This is a genomic window from Deinococcus sp. AJ005 (assembly GCF_009017495.1).
Taxonomy (GTDB): domain Bacteria; phylum Deinococcota; class Deinococci; order Deinococcales; family Deinococcaceae; genus Deinococcus.
Genome location: NZ_CP044990.1, coordinates 3158145 through 3172042, shown reverse-complemented (window position 1 = coordinate 3172042; position 13898 = coordinate 3158145). Strand labels below are relative to the sequence as shown.

At 62.4% G+C, this 13898-nt stretch carries 15 protein-coding genes; 4 read left to right on the top strand and 11 right to left on the bottom strand.

Annotated elements, in window-relative coordinates:
• Window positions 1-199: 199 nt before the first annotated feature.
• Window positions 200-616 carry a pyridoxamine 5'-phosphate oxidase family protein gene (locus DAAJ005_RS17275; RefSeq protein ID WP_151848177.1) on the bottom strand — a complete coding sequence of 139 codons (417 nt, stop codon included), beginning with the start codon at window positions 614-616 and terminating at the stop codon, window positions 200-202.
• A gap of 115 nt (window positions 617-731) precedes the next feature.
• A complete protein-coding gene (locus tag DAAJ005_RS17270) occupies window positions 732-1151 on the bottom strand; it encodes an isochorismatase (protein WP_192930816.1) in 420 nt (139 codons plus the stop codon).
• A 166-nt stretch (window positions 1152-1317) separates the two neighbouring features.
• Between DAAJ005_RS17270 and mscL the strand changes: the two genes are divergently transcribed.
• Window positions 1318-1698 carry a large conductance mechanosensitive channel protein MscL gene (mscL, locus tag DAAJ005_RS17265; protein ID WP_370519739.1) on the top strand — a complete coding sequence of 127 codons (381 nt, stop codon included), beginning with the start codon at window positions 1318-1320 and terminating at the stop codon, window positions 1696-1698.
• A gap of 113 nt (window positions 1699-1811) precedes the next feature.
• Window positions 1812-3098 (top strand): aminotransferase class V-fold PLP-dependent enzyme, encoded by a 1287-nt coding sequence (locus tag DAAJ005_RS17260; RefSeq protein WP_192930815.1) that lies wholly within the window; start codon window positions 1812-1814, stop codon window positions 3096-3098.
• Between the two features lie 36 nt (window positions 3099-3134).
• Here the strand turns inward: DAAJ005_RS17260 and DAAJ005_RS17255 are convergent, their stop codons facing one another.
• The gene (locus DAAJ005_RS17255) at window positions 3135-3872 is read right to left on the bottom strand and encodes a TM2 domain-containing protein (protein WP_151848176.1); all 738 of its coding nucleotides are present in this window, start codon (window positions 3870-3872) and stop codon (window positions 3135-3137) included.
• Window positions 3873-3931: 59 nt separating this feature from the next.
• Window positions 3932-4741: a methyltransferase domain-containing protein gene (locus DAAJ005_RS17250; protein ID WP_151848175.1), complete on the bottom strand. Its 810-nt coding sequence runs from the start codon at window positions 4739-4741 to the stop codon at window positions 3932-3934.
• A gap of 41 nt (window positions 4742-4782) precedes the next feature.
• Here DAAJ005_RS17250 and DAAJ005_RS17245 point away from each other — a divergent pair, with 41 nt between their 5' ends.
• On the top strand, window positions 4783-5391 hold the full coding sequence (locus DAAJ005_RS17245) for a carboxymuconolactone decarboxylase family protein (RefSeq protein WP_151848174.1): 609 nt from the start codon (window positions 4783-4785) through the stop codon (window positions 5389-5391).
• 60 nt (window positions 5392-5451) lie between these two features.
• A complete protein-coding gene (locus tag DAAJ005_RS17240; protein WP_151848173.1) occupies window positions 5452-6093 on the top strand; it encodes a DsbA family protein in 642 nt (213 codons plus the stop codon).
• Between the two features lie 42 nt (window positions 6094-6135).
• Here the strand turns inward: DAAJ005_RS17240 and DAAJ005_RS17235 are convergent, their stop codons facing one another.
• From DAAJ005_RS17235 to DAAJ005_RS17205, 7 genes are all read right to left on the bottom strand, one after another.
• Window positions 6136-7293: a GNAT family N-acetyltransferase gene (locus DAAJ005_RS17235; protein ID WP_151848172.1), complete on the bottom strand. Its 1158-nt coding sequence runs from the start codon at window positions 7291-7293 to the stop codon at window positions 6136-6138.
• Between the two features lie 303 nt (window positions 7294-7596).
• Window positions 7597-8607, bottom strand: a complete 1011-nt coding sequence (locus DAAJ005_RS17230; protein WP_151848171.1) for a glycosyltransferase family 2 protein — start codon at window positions 8605-8607, stop codon at window positions 7597-7599.
• Window positions 8608-8788: 181 nt separating this feature from the next.
• The gene (locus DAAJ005_RS17225; RefSeq protein ID WP_151848170.1) at window positions 8789-9847 is read right to left on the bottom strand and encodes an agmatine/peptidylarginine deiminase; all 1059 of its coding nucleotides are present in this window, start codon (window positions 9845-9847) and stop codon (window positions 8789-8791) included.
• Window positions 9848-9994: 147 nt separating this feature from the next.
• The gene (thrC, locus tag DAAJ005_RS17220; RefSeq protein ID WP_151848651.1) at window positions 9995-11428 is read right to left on the bottom strand and encodes a threonine synthase; all 1434 of its coding nucleotides are present in this window, start codon (window positions 11426-11428) and stop codon (window positions 9995-9997) included.
• An 84-nt stretch (window positions 11429-11512) separates the two neighbouring features.
• Window positions 11513-11857, bottom strand: a complete 345-nt coding sequence (locus DAAJ005_RS17215) for a hypothetical protein (protein WP_151848169.1) — start codon at window positions 11855-11857, stop codon at window positions 11513-11515.
• Window positions 11858-11912: 55 nt separating this feature from the next.
• Window positions 11913-12188, bottom strand: coding sequence for a hypothetical protein (locus tag DAAJ005_RS17210; protein ID WP_151848168.1), 276 nt, complete (start codon window positions 12186-12188; stop codon window positions 11913-11915).
• Window positions 12189-12456: 268 nt separating this feature from the next.
• On the bottom strand, window positions 12457-13839 hold the full coding sequence (locus DAAJ005_RS17205; RefSeq protein ID WP_151848650.1) for an RNB domain-containing ribonuclease: 1383 nt from the start codon (window positions 13837-13839) through the stop codon (window positions 12457-12459).
• Between the last annotated feature and the right edge of the window lie 59 nt (window positions 13840-13898).

The window sequence follows — 13898 nt, the reverse complement described above, 5'->3', positions numbered from 1 at the left end:
CCCAGTCAAGGGCATCTGTTCTGCCCAAGACAGCGAGTGACTTTTACTGAGCAGAACGGACTTGCAAAGCTGCGGAGTAGAGAATGGAGTCGCCGGAAGTCTTTTACTCCGGTGACGTAATTCGGAGAACTGCTCTGAGCGCCAGAATTAAAAAAGCCAGCGGAGGACGGTCCTCACGCTGGCTTTTTCCATGCGGGATCTACAGCTTGACTTCGCCTTCGTCCTCGCCGTCCCAGTAATGCACGCGGGTGGCGTCCACCTGAATCATCACGATGTCCGGGGTGTCGATGCCGTCCTTGAACCATTTGTCCAGGTCTTTGGACCAGTGGTCTTTCATCTGCGCCTTGTCGCGGCTGAGTTTGGCCTTACCCTCCACCGCCACCGAGAAGCCCTTGGCGCCCATGAAGGCCAGCGAGACTTTGGGGTCTGCCTCGATCTCGCCCACGGTATGGGCAGCCTCGTAGGTGAAGTAATACGAGGTGCCGTCATACTCCACCTGTCCGTTGTTGCTCATGGGCCGCCCGGCGATATTGCCGCCCTTGCTGTGTGTGGAGAGCATGGCGATGTCGATCTCGCGCATATTTTTGGAAAGGTCCGCCAGTGTTTTGTCAGCCATGCCGTCAGTCTGGGAGTGCGGGGGCCGCACTGAGTTCAAGTTGGCTTAACGCTGTTTTAAGTTCCGGGCCACTACCTGTTGCTGTCCGGCGCTCAGTTCACGCTGGGATCATGGTTCAGACTGGAATCAGGACATCCAGCACGCGCACGGTGAATCCGGCTTCTTGCGCGGCCTGGGCTGTGGCGGCCAGTTCGGGCACGCCCGGCAGGGCCAGCAGGACCACCTCACGAACTGCACGGGCATGGAGTTCGGCAGCCAGATCGGTGTGCCAGAAGGCGTCTGGCAGCCCGGCGCGCACGGGCAGATCCCCCGCTTCCACGCGGAAATCCGGGTGCAGGGTCCAGCCCTTGCCGAAGGTCTCGCCGGGCGTGTCTGGCAGGCCGTCCCACTGCATCAGCACGATCAACTGGCCCACGGCACGGGCCTCATCTACCGCATGCGCCCACTGCCGCGCCAGTTCCCGCTCGTGTGGATGGCCTTCCAGTCGGCAGCGCTGCACGCCAAGAAGGAGCAGGGCCGTGGGCGTCAGGGACATGTCCCGGAGCATAGCGGAGTCGGGTTCACGGCAGTCTCACAAGGAGGGATGCAGACCCTTGAATGGGCGGGAAAGCCTGTCTAGACAGCGGAAAGTATCCAAGCTGGCATTCTCATTCGTTCAGTGTAAAAATTCACAGATGGTCAGCGGATTTCAGAAGTTCTTATTGCGTGGCAATCTCATCGATCTGGCGGTTGGTGTCCTGATCGGGGCCGCCTTCGGCAAGGTGGTGGATTCCTTTACTAGCGGCCTGATCCTGCCGATCATCGGCATTTTCGGCGGTGTGCCGGATTTCTCGGCGCTGACCTTTGCCATCAACGGCAGCGTTTTCAAATACGGCCTGTTCCTGACCAACGCGCTCAGCTTCCTGCTGACGGCAGCCATCATCTACTTCTTCGTCATCATCCCCTTCAATCACCTGATGGAACGTTTCAAGCGCGAGGAGAAGCCGCCTGTGGCCGAACCCAGCAATGAGGAAAAGCTGCTGGCCGAGATTCGCGACGCCCTCAAGGCCCAGTCTGTGGGCAGCGTGCCACCCAGGCTCTAGAGCATCTGTTTGAAGGCGAGGCGCGGTTTCCAGTTCGGGACCGCGCCTTGTTGCTGTCCTGTCATGCGGACATGTCCCGCACGTTCGGGCGCGGGGGCGCGTAGCGTGGGTGGATGAGCGATTCTGCTGCTGGCCCCATGAACGACGCTGCGCCCGGTCCCGACTGGACCGATGCCGATTGGGGCTATGAGACCGCCGCCGTCCAGTCCGGCATTCCGCGCGGGCTGGGCCAGACGATTGGCTTTCCCATCCACGCCGCCGCCGCCTTCCAGTTCGACACGCTGGAGCAGGCGCAGAGCGAGTTCCAGAACAACACCGGCCTCAGTTACGCCCGTATCCAGAACCCCACCACCCGCGCGCTGGAAGCCCGGATCACGGCGCTGGAAGGCGGGGCAGACACGGTGGCCCTCGCCAGCGGACAGGCCGCCACGTTGACTGCCATCCTGAGCGTGTGCCGCGCCGGGGACCATGTGGTGTCGGCCTCCAGCCTGTTCGGGGGCACCACCGGGATGCTGAACAACATCCTGCCGCTGATGGGCATTTCCGCCACGCTGGTAGACAACACCCCTGACGCCGTGCGCGCCGCCATGCAGGACAACACCCGGCTGGTCTGGGCCGAGATGATTAGCAATCCCGCCGGGGACATCGCCGATATCGGGCCATTTGCGGACATCGCCCATGAGCGCGGCGCACTTCTCGCCATCGACAACACCTGCGGCGGCGTGGGCTACCTGTGCCGTCCATTGGACCACGGTGCGGATCTGGTGGCGCAGTCGCTGACCAAGTGGGCCGGCGGCCACGGCAGCGTGATGGGCGGCAGCGTCACCGTTGGGGCGCGGCACGATCTGACCCGCAATCCGATCTACAGCGAGGGCGAGGGAAACAGCATTCTGAAGGTGCGCGGCGACAGTGCTCTGGCGTGGCGGCAACGCTGGCTGGGGGCCAGTCAACTGGGCATGACCCTGGCCCCCCACAGCGCCTTTCTGATCGCGCAGGGGCTGGAAACGCTGGCGCTGCGAATGGCCCGCGAATGTGAGACTGCGCTGGAGCTGGCGCAGTGGCTTCAGGCCCATCCCAGGGTGGGCCATGTCAGCTATCCGGGCCTGGAGGACCATCCTTTCCACGCGCAGGCGCAGCGCTACCTGGGCAACGGCTCCGGCGCGGTGCTGGCGTTCGAGGTGCCGGACCCCGCCGCCTTTCTGTCGCGCCTGCGGGTGCTGCGCGTGGCCCCCAACCTGGGAGATGTCCGTACCCTGGTCGTCCACCCCTGGACCACCACCCACGGACGCGTCCCCGAGGCCGCCCGCCACGCCGCCGGGGTCACGCCCCAGACCATCCGCATGAGCGTGGGCGTGGAAGGGGTGGCGGACCTGAAGGCGGATATCGAGGCGGCGCTGTAAGAGGTAAGTGGGTACAGGAGACTGTCGGATGGCTCCTTACAGCCAGGGTTTCTTGCCCACCAGATAATCGCGCCCAAAGTCCGCATCGGACTTGGTCAGGTACAGGATGCCCTCCACCAGCCCCAGCACACCCAGCGCCGCGCTGATCAGTCCCGCCAGTGGAAGGGTGATGATCAGGCCGAAGCCCAGCGTGACTAGGCCGATCAGCAGCGCCAGAATCCAGACGCCGATGTTGGCTCCTAGGATCATGATGCCCTGGATGTTCATGCCCAGATAGAACTTGTGGACGCCTAGGCTGCCCAGGAAAATGGCGAGCAGGCCAGCAATCAGGCGTTTCTGGGCCACGTCGCCCGCGTAGGTGGGGACTGGCGTATAGGGCGTGACGGGCCGTTCGTCGGCCAGGGGGGCCAGGGGGATGGTGGGCCGCTGCGGTTCGCCCCAGGCGTCCAGATCCGGGGCAGTGGGGCGGGGACTGCTGGGCTGGGGGGCGGTGTGCGGCGCGTTGGCGTGGGCCGGGGGCGGGCTGCCAGTCACGCGGGAAATCCAGTCGTCCGTTTCTGCCGCTGGGACCGGAGCGGCGCGCGCGGGTTCGGGAATCCGCAGATCACCCGCCGATGAGGGCGTCTTGCTGAGGTTGGGCCGGGTTGAATCCGGGGTGTGCGTCTGTGCGCTGCCGCCCGGGCTGCCCAGCACGTCGTCCACCCAGGACGGTGCGTTGCCGTTGCCCTGTGGCCTGCCTGCCGCCGGGGTCTTCTGATCGTCAGGATTCGTCATGGTTCACATTACGCCCCAAACGTGACCTGGGTTGCGTCCGTCAAAAGGGGCAGCCGCGTTTACCCCGGCTTCACGCCTGCCGCCACCAGCACGGGAACGGGCACGGTCAGCGGTTGCCCGGCGAACAGAAGTTCCAGCTCGGCCAGATGATCAGTCTGAAGCTGGCGGCGGACCTCGGGCGGAAGGGCGGCCAGCGGCGCACCTTCCATGCCCGCCTCGATGTCGTCCCAGCGGTCCTGTGGCGTGGGCAGGAGGTAGGGCAGGTCCTGAAGGTCCACCGTGACCTCGGCAAAGCCCGCATCCCGCAGGAGCTGGGCCGCCGCGTCCGGCGAGGGCAGGCGGCCCAGCGGCGGAAAGCCTGGATGGAAACCCACCCCTTCCAGCGCCGTGCGCCAGCGCCCCGGCAGGTCGCCCATCAGACCCTTGCCGAATGAGCTGAAAACCATGCGTCCGCCGGGACGCACCACCCGCCGCCACTCGCGCAGGGCCGCGTCCATCTCCGGCACGAAGAACAGGCCCGAGGCGCAGGCCACACCATTAAATTCCGCGTCCGCCAGGGGCAGGGCCGTCGCATCTGCCTCCACGAATGACACCTGTGGCTGTCCCGCCGCTTTATTCCGCGCCACCGCCAGCATTCCCGGCGACAGGTCAGCGCCCACCACCCGCCCGCCGGCACCGACCGCGTCTGCCAGCGCCAGCGCCAGCGTGCCAGTGCCGCACATCACGTCCAGCAGCGTTTCGCCGGGCTGCGCGTCAAACCGCTGCGCCAGATACAGGGCAGTCAACGGTAAAAAGCCCATGCGGTCATAGTGGGCCGAGAGGGTGTCGAACAGCCGGACATTCTGTGCCGCGCGCTCGTCTGGGTTCATGGTGGGTTCAGCTTAATCCTCCTGGCAGCCTAGACTGCCCCATGCCCTGGATTGAAACCGTTCCCTACGCCGACGCCACAGGCCGCCTGAAAACCCTGTATGACCGCGTGAAAGGGCCGGGCAATGCCGTGGACAACATCATGGCGATGCACTCGCTGCGGCCCCACAGCATGGAGGGGCACATGGCGCTGTACAAGGCCGCGCTGCACCACAGCGGCAACACGCTGCCCAAATGGCTGCTGGAAACGCTGGGCGTCTGGGTCAGTGCGCTCAATGCCTGTGACTATTGCGTGGAACACCACTTTGCCGGGCTGAGGCGGCTGCTCAAAGACGACGCGCGGGCCGACGCGATTCGCTGCGCGATAGAAGCGCGTGATCCCGACGCCGTCCCGCTGACCGATGCCCAGAAACAGGCCCTGCGCTACGCCGAGAAGTTGACAGTTAATCCGTCTACTGTTGCCGAGTCGGATGTGGCGGCCCTGCGAAGCGCTGGTTTCACCGACGGCGAGATTCTGGAGATCAATCAGGTCACGGCCTACTTCGCCTACGCCAACCGCACGGTGCTGGGGCTGGGCTGCTCCACGGACGGCGACGTGCTGGGCCTCTCGCCCGGCGACTCGGACGATCCTGGGAACTGGAACCATTCGTAATGGGGCTTGGGGGCTGGAAAGCTGACAGTCCCCGTTCAGGGCGCGTGCTAGCGTCCCGCCATGACTTCCAACACCATTTTCTTCGATTTCGTGTGTCCCTACGCCTGGCGCGGCCTGGAACTGGCGCAGGTGCTGCGAAAGGCGGGCGAGCAGCAGTTCACCCTCAAACACTTCTCGCTGGTGCAGGGCAACCACCCCGACAACGCGGGCCAGAAGGAACCCGTCTGGTGGCTGACCGATCAGCCGGGGGACGCGGGCGAGCGTTTCCAGAAATCCAGTCTGCTGGCCTTTCTGGCGGCGGTGGCGGCGGCGAGGCAGGGCGAGGAAGCCAGTTGGGAGTTCAGTCTGGCCCTGTTCCGCGCGGTCCATGAGGACAAGAAATCGCTGGACGAGGACGCCGTGATGGCCGCAGCGAAGGCCGCCAATCTGGATATGGACCAGTTTGCCGCTGACCGCAAGGACGACGACGCCCTGCGCGCCAGCCTCCGCAGCGATCTGGCCGAGTCCGCTGAGATCGGTGTGTTCGGTACGCCCACCTTCGTCCTGCCCGGCGGGGAAGCTGCCTACTACCGCTTCGAGAACCTGACCCGCGATCTGGAAACGGCCCGTCAGTGGTGGAAGCTGTACGGCGACGTGCTGCACTCCGGCGCGGGCATCGCCACGATCAAGCGCGCGAAGAACCGCCCGGCGAAGAAGGCATAAAGTTCGTTCAATCGGCCCTTTCCTTCACCGAGAGGGCTTTTTCTATGGCTTCCAATTCATGCCCAGCGCCCGCGCCACCTCGCCCCCCGGCTGCTTCAGACCGCTTCGAACGTCCATGTAGTCGCGGTACAGCGTGCCAAAACTGAGCATCAGCACCGCCATGACGCCGTGATCGTCCACCTGAAGACCCTGCAAGCGAAAGCCCGCGCGCAGTTTGGGAACCAGCACAGCGTTGTTGGTGGCGTGGTGGTGGCTGCGGACCAGATCGTAGCCCTGGGTTTGCAGCGTCCTCAACACAGGCGGCAGCACGCGTGGGTACAGGCCCCGGCCCCGGTGTGCGGGCAGCAATGCCGTGTTGACCATGTAGGCCGTGCGGGCGTCCCACTGGCGGGAATAGTGCCAGCCCACCACCTCGTTCTGGTGGCCGATCAGCCAGGCGTAACGCGGGTATTCCACGGGTTCGGGGCGGGCAGGCGCGGGCCAGTTCAGCGACACGCTGCTGTACACGGCGTCCTCTAGCTGGATATAGATGTCGTAATAAGTCTCGTAGGCGACGGGGCGCAGGACGTAGCCGCCGCCCAGATCGGTGTCGTCGCCTTGAGCTTCTGGCAGCGGGACGGCGGGAACAGCAGCGCTCTCGGCTTGAGGCGTGGAGGGCAATCCCAGCCGCCGCGCAACCTCACCCCCTGCCGCCTGAAAACCGCTGCGGACATGCATGGCGTCCCGATACGTGTCGTCCAAGCTCAGCGTCATGGGAACGCTCATTCCGCCCTCGTACAGATTCAGGCCCTGGATGAAGAACCCGGCGCGCAGTTTGGGAATGATCACGGCGTTGTTGGTGGCGCGGTGGTGGCTTTGCACCAGCGTGTAGCCCGCCGCCCGGAAGGTCTCCAGCAGGTGCGGCAGCAGGCGGGTGTACAACCCACGCCCCTGATGTTCGGGCAGGATTCCCGTGTCGGCCATGTACACCGCGCGTTCACTCTGCTGAGAGGCGAAGCTCCAGCCGATCAGTTCCTCAGCCACGTAAATGCCCCAGGTAAAAGTCTCGCCCAGCGGGGGCAGCGCTTTGGTTTCAGCCCCGAAGGCATACAGCGAAGTGCCGCCGAAAATCCGGCTCCCCAGCCGGACGCAGGCGTCGCGGTAGGTCTCCAGCGGGATGGACCGGGCACTGTAGCCGCCGCCGAGGTCAAAAACGGACATCCTGGCATTCAAGCACGCCTGTGGTATCTCCACTCAGGGCCGCAGCCCCGTTGCCTGCAAGCGGGTATATATGCAACGGGCGATGGTCATCGTTGCGCCAGCCACTCCAGCGAGTTCTCCACCAGTCGGACCGGTGGACGCCACGTCACTCAATATCGGTGTGGAAGCTGTGTGGTAAGGCTCAGATGAAGTTGTGTGTCCTGACCTGCCGCGTCGGAGGCGTCCGGGACGTATGCTGTCCAACAAATAAAAATCTTGCTACATCACGCCGAATCACATAAGCTGTGTAAGCACGGGTTGTACCTAGACGAGCCAGTCCATATTACGTATTTTACCGATCTTAAAAAACCTTTGTTGTAGGATCGTATGGCGACGTTGCCATGAGTGCATTTGTGGAAGTTGTGCAAAAAGACTGGCCTGAACTGCATATGAGGATGTCGGAAACCGTTTGGCAAAAGCCTCGGCCTGTTTTGCGTCGCGTAACCTACAGTGGTTGCGGTACGCCATCTTTTCGGAATGACCAAATGAGATCAGCTTCAGGAGTAGAAATCGTTTGTCATACTTTTCTGTTCCCATCACATTTGTCGCGTGCTGCCTGTAAAGTATTTTACTCTCTGCTTCCCATATGACTTTGCCGAAGGCACAGGCGATCAGGGCAAGCCACCAATCGTGCATAATTGCCGTCGCTGGTATGGGCAGAGCTAAATTTAGCAATGCCCGATTGACAACCATCGAACAGCCAGCAACTACATTCTGTGTTAAAAGTAAATTAAATTGAGTTCCCCATTCTGGGTCTAGATTCTGATATTTCCACATTGAACTAGCAATATATTTGCCGCAGTCGTCAATAAGTGTTAAGTCGCTATGCACCATCAATGGGGTATCGGAGCCATAAACCTGTTCATAGAATTGAATAACCTTCAAACTATGCTCGACTTTATCTGGTAACCACACATCATCCTGATCTGCACAGAAAACGTAATTAGCCGTCGTATTTCCAAGTAAGAGTGAGAAGTTTTGACTTGCGCTTCCCATAGGTGGACCTGAAATGATACGGAAGTAACCGTTGCTCAGCACGCGTTCTTTTAGTAGAACGAGCGTGTTATCGCTGGAACCATCATCATGGCATAGAATATTGCACTTAACTGTCTGTGCCTCCAGGCTGTCCAACTGATCCTTCAGATATTTACCACCATTAAAAGTTGCCAGTACAATTTCACAGTCCGTCGAATTATTTTTCATAAATTCAATTCTTCCTTTCCATATTCCGTGATGGGAGTTAAGAAGCAAAAATGAATTCCAATAGAGCTGCATATCTGATAAAAATATAGCGCTAAAAGTTCTAGCAGTAGATATTTAGGTGCAAATCATCGATCCTGGCTGTGTAAAAAATTTTTACAGCTTATGAATACGATATATTTACTTTTCCAGATCTAAAGTTTCGTAGACGAATACAGAATGTTCCCAGTAGGGTCAATTTTTAGGGAGTGCGATTTTACTCCCCCGTCCACACCGTCCCCACAGGCTGCTGCTGAGTGATGCAGTGGAACGAGCCGCCGCCCTCGATGATCGCGCGGCTGCTCAGGCCAATGACCTCGCGCCCCGGAAAGAGGGGGGCCAGAATTTCAAGTGCGCGGGCGTCGTTGGGATCGCCGTATTGCGGCACCACCACGAAGCCGTTGCCGATGTAAAAATTGGCGTAGGTGGGTGGCAGTCTTCCCTCTGCGCCCTCCAGATACTCGGCGGGCAGTGGCAATTCCACGATGCGGAAAGGTTCGCCGTTCTCGTCGGTCATCTCCCGTAGCGCCGCCAGATTAGCCGACATAACTGCGTGGTTGGGGTCTGTCTCGTCTGACTCCACGCTGGTCACAATCGTCCGCTCACCAGTAAAGCGGGTGATGGTGTCGATGTGGCCGTCGGTGTGGTCATTCTCCAGCCCCGCGCCCAGCCACAGCAGCTTGCTGACGCCCAGGTATTCGCGCAGCCAGTCGGCGTACTTGCCCGCGTCCAGGCCCAGATTGCGCGTCTCGGTCAGCAGGCAGGAACGGGTGGTCAGCGCCACGCCCGCGCCGCCGATTTCCAGCGCGCCACCCTCCAGTACCACCGGAACATCCCAGTGAGAGGCATCCAGAATGCGGGCCACGGCTTCCGGCACGCGGTCATCCTCGGCATAGTCGAATTTGCCGCCCCAGGCATTGAACCGCCAGTTGACGAGGGACACTTCCCCGGAGGCGCGAGTAACGAACAGTGGGCCGTTGTCGCGGATCCACACGTCGTTCAGTGGCACGTCGTGGAAGGTCACGTCGGCCCCGGCCAGACGCTCTGTGGCGTCCTGACGGCTATAGGCATCGCGGGTCAGCAACTGCACCGGCTCGAAGCGGGCAACCGTGCGCACCAGTTCGGCGAATTCGGCGCGCACGGCCTCCAGATGGCCGAACCACAACTCGTCGTCAGCGGGCCAGCTCATCCAGGTGGCGGCGTGCGGTTCCCATTCAGGGGGCATGGTAAAGCCCAGGCTGCGCGGCGTGGGATCGGTGGCGGAGAGGTGCTTCATGGGCCAGAGTTTAGTGCAGTTCTACGAATTACGTCGCCGGAATAAAAGACTTCCGGCGACTCCATTCTCCGTCCTGCTCAGTAAAAGTCACTCGCTCCGCTCGGTCATAAAAATGGTCTTTTTATAACAACTGCTTTAGTGCGGGGATCAGGGCGTTGCTTTTAGAGTCGCCGCTAACTTCTCCACCACAAATGCCTTCAACGCCGCTGCATCATTGTCCATAACCGTGAAATAGCGCGGCAGCTTCTCGATGCCCTCGAAGCGCTCAGGGCGTGGGGGGATGCGGTTCACAGCTTCTTCCACCGTCGCCTCGAATTTGGCGGGCAGGGCCGTTTCCAGGCAGACCATCGGTACGCCCGGCCGCGCGCAGCGCTCACCCACGAGCAGGCCGTCGGCGGTGTGCGGGTCGATCAAGCGTCCAAACTCCCCATCGGCGCGGCGAATGGTGTCCAATCGGTCCTGATGGCTGCTGCGTCCGCCGACGAGACGGCTGGCCTTCACGGCGTCCCAGTGGCCCGAACCGCGCAGATCGACGGGTCTGGAGCCACCCACCTCGTCCCACCACGCGCGGGTCTGCACGCCGTCCTCCCCCGCCACCAGATACAGGTAGCGCTCAAAGTTGGACGCCTTGCCGATGTCCATGCTGGGGCTGGAGGTCTGCGCCACCTGCGCCGCCCGCCGGACGTGGTAGACCCCGGTGGAAAAGAACTCGTGCAGCACGTCGTTCTCGTTGCTGGCCACCACCAGTTGCCCGATGGGCAGGCCCATGCGCTTGGCTAGATACCCGGCAAACACATTGCCGAAATTGCCGGACGGCACGCTGAAATCGACCTGCTGTCCGGCGGGCAGGTTCAGCGCAAAATACGCCTTGAAGTAATACACCGCCTGCGCCAGCACCCGCGCCCAGTTGATCGAGTTGACGGCCCCGATGGTGTATCTGGCCTTGAATTCGGCATCGGCGTTGACCTCTTTCACCAGATCCTGGCAGTCGTCGAACACGCCATCCACGGTGATGTTGAAGATATTCGGCTCGTTGATGCTGAACATCTGCGCCTGCTGAAACGCGCTCATGCGCCCGTGCGGCGAGAGCATGAACACGTTCACGCGGGCCTTGCTCAGCATGGCGTACTCCGCTGCCGATCCGGTGTCGCCCGAAGTCGCGCCCAGGATGTTCAGATGCTCGCCCCGCCGCTCCAGCACGTATTCAAAGACGTGGCCCAGAAACTGCATGGCAATGTCCTTGAAGGCCAATGAGGGGCCGTTAGACAGTTCCAGCAGGTACAGATCGGAGTCGCCCAGCCGGATCAGTGGAGTGATTTCGGCGCTGTGGAAGACGTCCGGGTGGTAGGTGGCGCGCAGCATCTGGCGCAGGTCAGTTTCGGGAATATCGTCGATGAAGGGCCGCATGACCGCATAGGCCAGCGCTGAATACTTCAGCCCGCGCAGCTCCTCCAGCTCGTCCGGGCCAAACGTCGGGATGTGTTCGGGCATGGCAAGGCCGCCGTCCGGGGCGAGGCCCATCAGCAGAACATCCGAAAAGCCCCCCAGATCACGCAGGCCACGAGTCGACACGTACTTCATGGGGGTCACTTTAGCGAGTGTGACTCCTGAGCGCGGGGCGGGGGCTAGGGGAGGGCGAGGCCGCGCGAGCCTGCCTCAGCAAATCTATTGTGTGATCAGGAACGTCAGCCGCTGGGCCGAACCGTCTTCCAGTCTCGTTGCCGCCTTCAAAACCACTTTTCCGGCAGCCGTCTGAATGGGCACGCCGGGCAGATAGACGGTGTACAGTCGCGCGGATTTGCCCCGAACCACGAAGACGCTGGCCTTCACGTTGCCCGCCATCACGCAGATGGCCTTCACGGGGCAGCGACTGTCGCTAAAGCGCAGCAGGGTAATTTTTGCGCCGCCGCTGGTCACCGTCTGCCCGGCGGTCAGCGTTATAGATGTGGATGTGGCGGAAGCAGCGGGCAGGGCCGCGAGCGTCAGCGTCAGGAACAACGTTTTCAACATATTTCCAGTACGGCGCGGAGGCGTGCCGGGTTTCAGTCCAGCAGGTTTCAAGGTTTCAGCCCAGCAGGCCGGGCATCTCGTCTTCTGCACTGGCCAGGGCGCGAAACTGGCTTGCCTTGTCGCGCAGGCCCATCTGGTCATAGCAGCCCGACAGTTTCAGGGCGAAGAACTGCACCGCCTGACAGTCCTCGCGGCACTCGGCAGCCTCCAGGCAGGCGCGGTAGTGCTGCACCGCCAGATGGTACTGGGCGGCCCCAGCGGCCTGTTCAGCGCGGCAATGGCTCATTCGCAGGGACACAATGTCGTTCAATACCCGGCTCACAGCGGTCATGTCTGGCAGTTTAAGCAGAGAGGGGGGCATATGAATGAAAGATGAAGCAGGTTTGGGTGCATGAAATGTGCGTGTTCAACGTTGTTTTTCGGCTGTGGGTTAAATGTCCCGAGTACATTTCCGCTGTAGATGTACTGGACTGAGTACAGGCAGCGCGTTCATCAAGAACAGCGGGTTGCTGATGAGGCGTAGAGCGTGGGCCAGCCGTCATCTGCTCAGGGTGAGGCTGGGCTGGATGTCCCGCCGCAGTATTTTTCGGAGAAGGTTCTCAGACCAGCCGCGCCCGCATGCTCAGGGCGGGCAGGTTCACGTCCACCAGCCTGATTCGCAACGCCGTTCCCACGGGCGCGGGGGTGCTGAAGGGCAGATCGTAGGCCAGTTCGGGAATCAGCAGGGTGGCCTGCGGTCCCCGGCGGTCCACCACCACCGCCTCCCACTCGCGCTCCGGCTGGGCGGCGGCGAAGCGCAGGGTGTGGTGCTTGCGGCTCAGGCGTTCGGCCTGCCGGGTGGCGTCGGCATTCAGGGTGGCCTGGGCGATGTGCGCGGCCACCACCTTGCCGTCCAGCGGTTCCCCCCCCGTCAGCGCGGCGCGCAGTTGCTGGTGCACCACCAGATCCAGGTAGCGCCGCATCGGGCTGGTGGCCTGCGCGTACAGGTCCAGCCCCATGCCGGAATGCGGCCCCGGCGACGGCTGAAAGCGCGTGCGGGCCAGCGTTTTGCGCCGTGCCCACTGCACGCCCAGCCCCTCGCCGCGTACCTCACGGCTGGGATCGGCCTGGGTGGCAAACGGCAGGGGAATGTCGTGGTCATCGGCGTAAATGGCAGCGGCCCAGCCGGCCAGCGTCATGCATTCCTGCACCACGAAGCGCATTTCCGGCTTGGGCAGCGGCGTCACGGACGCGCCGTTCTCGTCGGCTTTAATCTTCACTTCGGGCAGTTCGATGGATAGTGCGCCCTCGGAATCGCGCAGTTCCTTGCTGGCATGGGCTAGCCGGGCCAGCGTCACGAAGGGTTCCTCGCCCGCCTCCAGCTTCGCCTGCGCGCCCATGTACGTCAGCCGCGTGATCCGCACGGTGGTCAGGGCCACATCCACGGCGTCGGCGTTGCCGTCGGCGTCCAGGTCCAGCGAGATCGACAGCGCGGGCATGGTGTCGTGCAGGCCCAGCCCGGTCTTCTCGATCAGAGCGTCGGGCAACATGCCAATGGTCTGGTCTGGCAGATACAGCGTCGCGCCGCGTGCGCGGGCCTCCAGGTCCAGCTCGCTTTCCGGTGGCACCAGCGCGGCCACGTCCGCCACATGCACCCACAGGCGCGTCAGACCGCCCTCCAACGCCTCAATGCCTATCGCGTCGTCCGGGTCACGGCTGCCCTCGTCGTCAATCGCGTAGGCGGGCAAATGGGTCAGGTCCAGCCGGTTCTCGTCGGCAAAATCCGGCACGTCTAGCGAAAGGTGGGTCAGCGTTGCGCCCAGACGGTCTGCGTAGGGCGTCTTCGCCTCGTTCCAGATGCCCAGGCGCAACAGCAGCGTGTGGGCGGATTCCGGCGTCTCGGGCAGGTTCATCTCGCGCAGGGTGCGGCTCTTTTCTGCCTTGCCGCGCGCCAGCAGTTCCACATCGGTGCGCTGGGCGGAGGTGAGTTCGGGCAATGTCATGGCGTCAAGCATAGGGGAGAGGGAAGGACGGGTGCGGCAGACGGCCCGAGTTGCAAGGG

What these genes read in the sequence shown, in the direction of transcription:
- DAAJ005_RS17275 (WP_151848177.1), bottom strand. Translation starts at nt 616, where the DNA reads ATGGCTGACAAAACACTGGCGGACCTTTCCAAAAATATGCGCGAGATC.
- DAAJ005_RS17270 (WP_192930816.1), bottom strand. Translation starts at nt 1,151, where the DNA reads ATGTCCCTGACGCCCACGGCCCTGCTCCTTCTTGGCGTGCAGCGCTGC.
- DAAJ005_RS17260 (WP_192930815.1), top strand. Translation starts at nt 1,812, where the DNA reads ATGAGCGATTCTGCTGCTGGCCCCATGAACGACGCTGCGCCCGGTCCC.
- DAAJ005_RS17255 (WP_151848176.1), bottom strand. Translation starts at nt 3,872, where the DNA reads ATGACGAATCCTGACGATCAGAAGACCCCGGCGGCAGGCAGGCCACAG.
- DAAJ005_RS17250 (WP_151848175.1), bottom strand. Translation starts at nt 4,741, where the DNA reads ATGAACCCAGACGAGCGCGCGGCACAGAATGTCCGGCTGTTCGACACC.
- DAAJ005_RS17245 (WP_151848174.1), top strand. Translation starts at nt 4,783, where the DNA reads ATGCCCTGGATTGAAACCGTTCCCTACGCCGACGCCACAGGCCGCCTG.
- DAAJ005_RS17240 (WP_151848173.1), top strand. Translation starts at nt 5,452, where the DNA reads ATGACTTCCAACACCATTTTCTTCGATTTCGTGTGTCCCTACGCCTGG.
- DAAJ005_RS17235 (WP_151848172.1), bottom strand. Translation starts at nt 7,293, where the DNA reads ATGTCCGTTTTTGACCTCGGCGGCGGCTACAGTGCCCGGTCCATCCCG.
- DAAJ005_RS17230 (WP_151848171.1), bottom strand. Translation starts at nt 8,607, where the DNA reads ATGCAGCTCTATTGGAATTCATTTTTGCTTCTTAACTCCCATCACGGA.
- DAAJ005_RS17225 (WP_151848170.1), bottom strand. Translation starts at nt 9,847, where the DNA reads ATGAAGCACCTCTCCGCCACCGATCCCACGCCGCGCAGCCTGGGCTTT.
- thrC (WP_151848651.1), bottom strand. Translation starts at nt 11,428, where the DNA reads ATGAAGTACGTGTCGACTCGTGGCCTGCGTGATCTGGGGGGCTTTTCG.
- DAAJ005_RS17215 (WP_151848169.1), bottom strand. Translation starts at nt 11,857, where the DNA reads ATGTTGAAAACGTTGTTCCTGACGCTGACGCTCGCGGCCCTGCCCGCT.
- DAAJ005_RS17210 (WP_151848168.1), bottom strand. Translation starts at nt 12,188, where the DNA reads ATGACCGCTGTGAGCCGGGTATTGAACGACATTGTGTCCCTGCGAATG.
- DAAJ005_RS17205 (WP_151848650.1), bottom strand. Translation starts at nt 13,839, where the DNA reads ATGACATTGCCCGAACTCACCTCCGCCCAGCGCACCGATGTGGAACTG.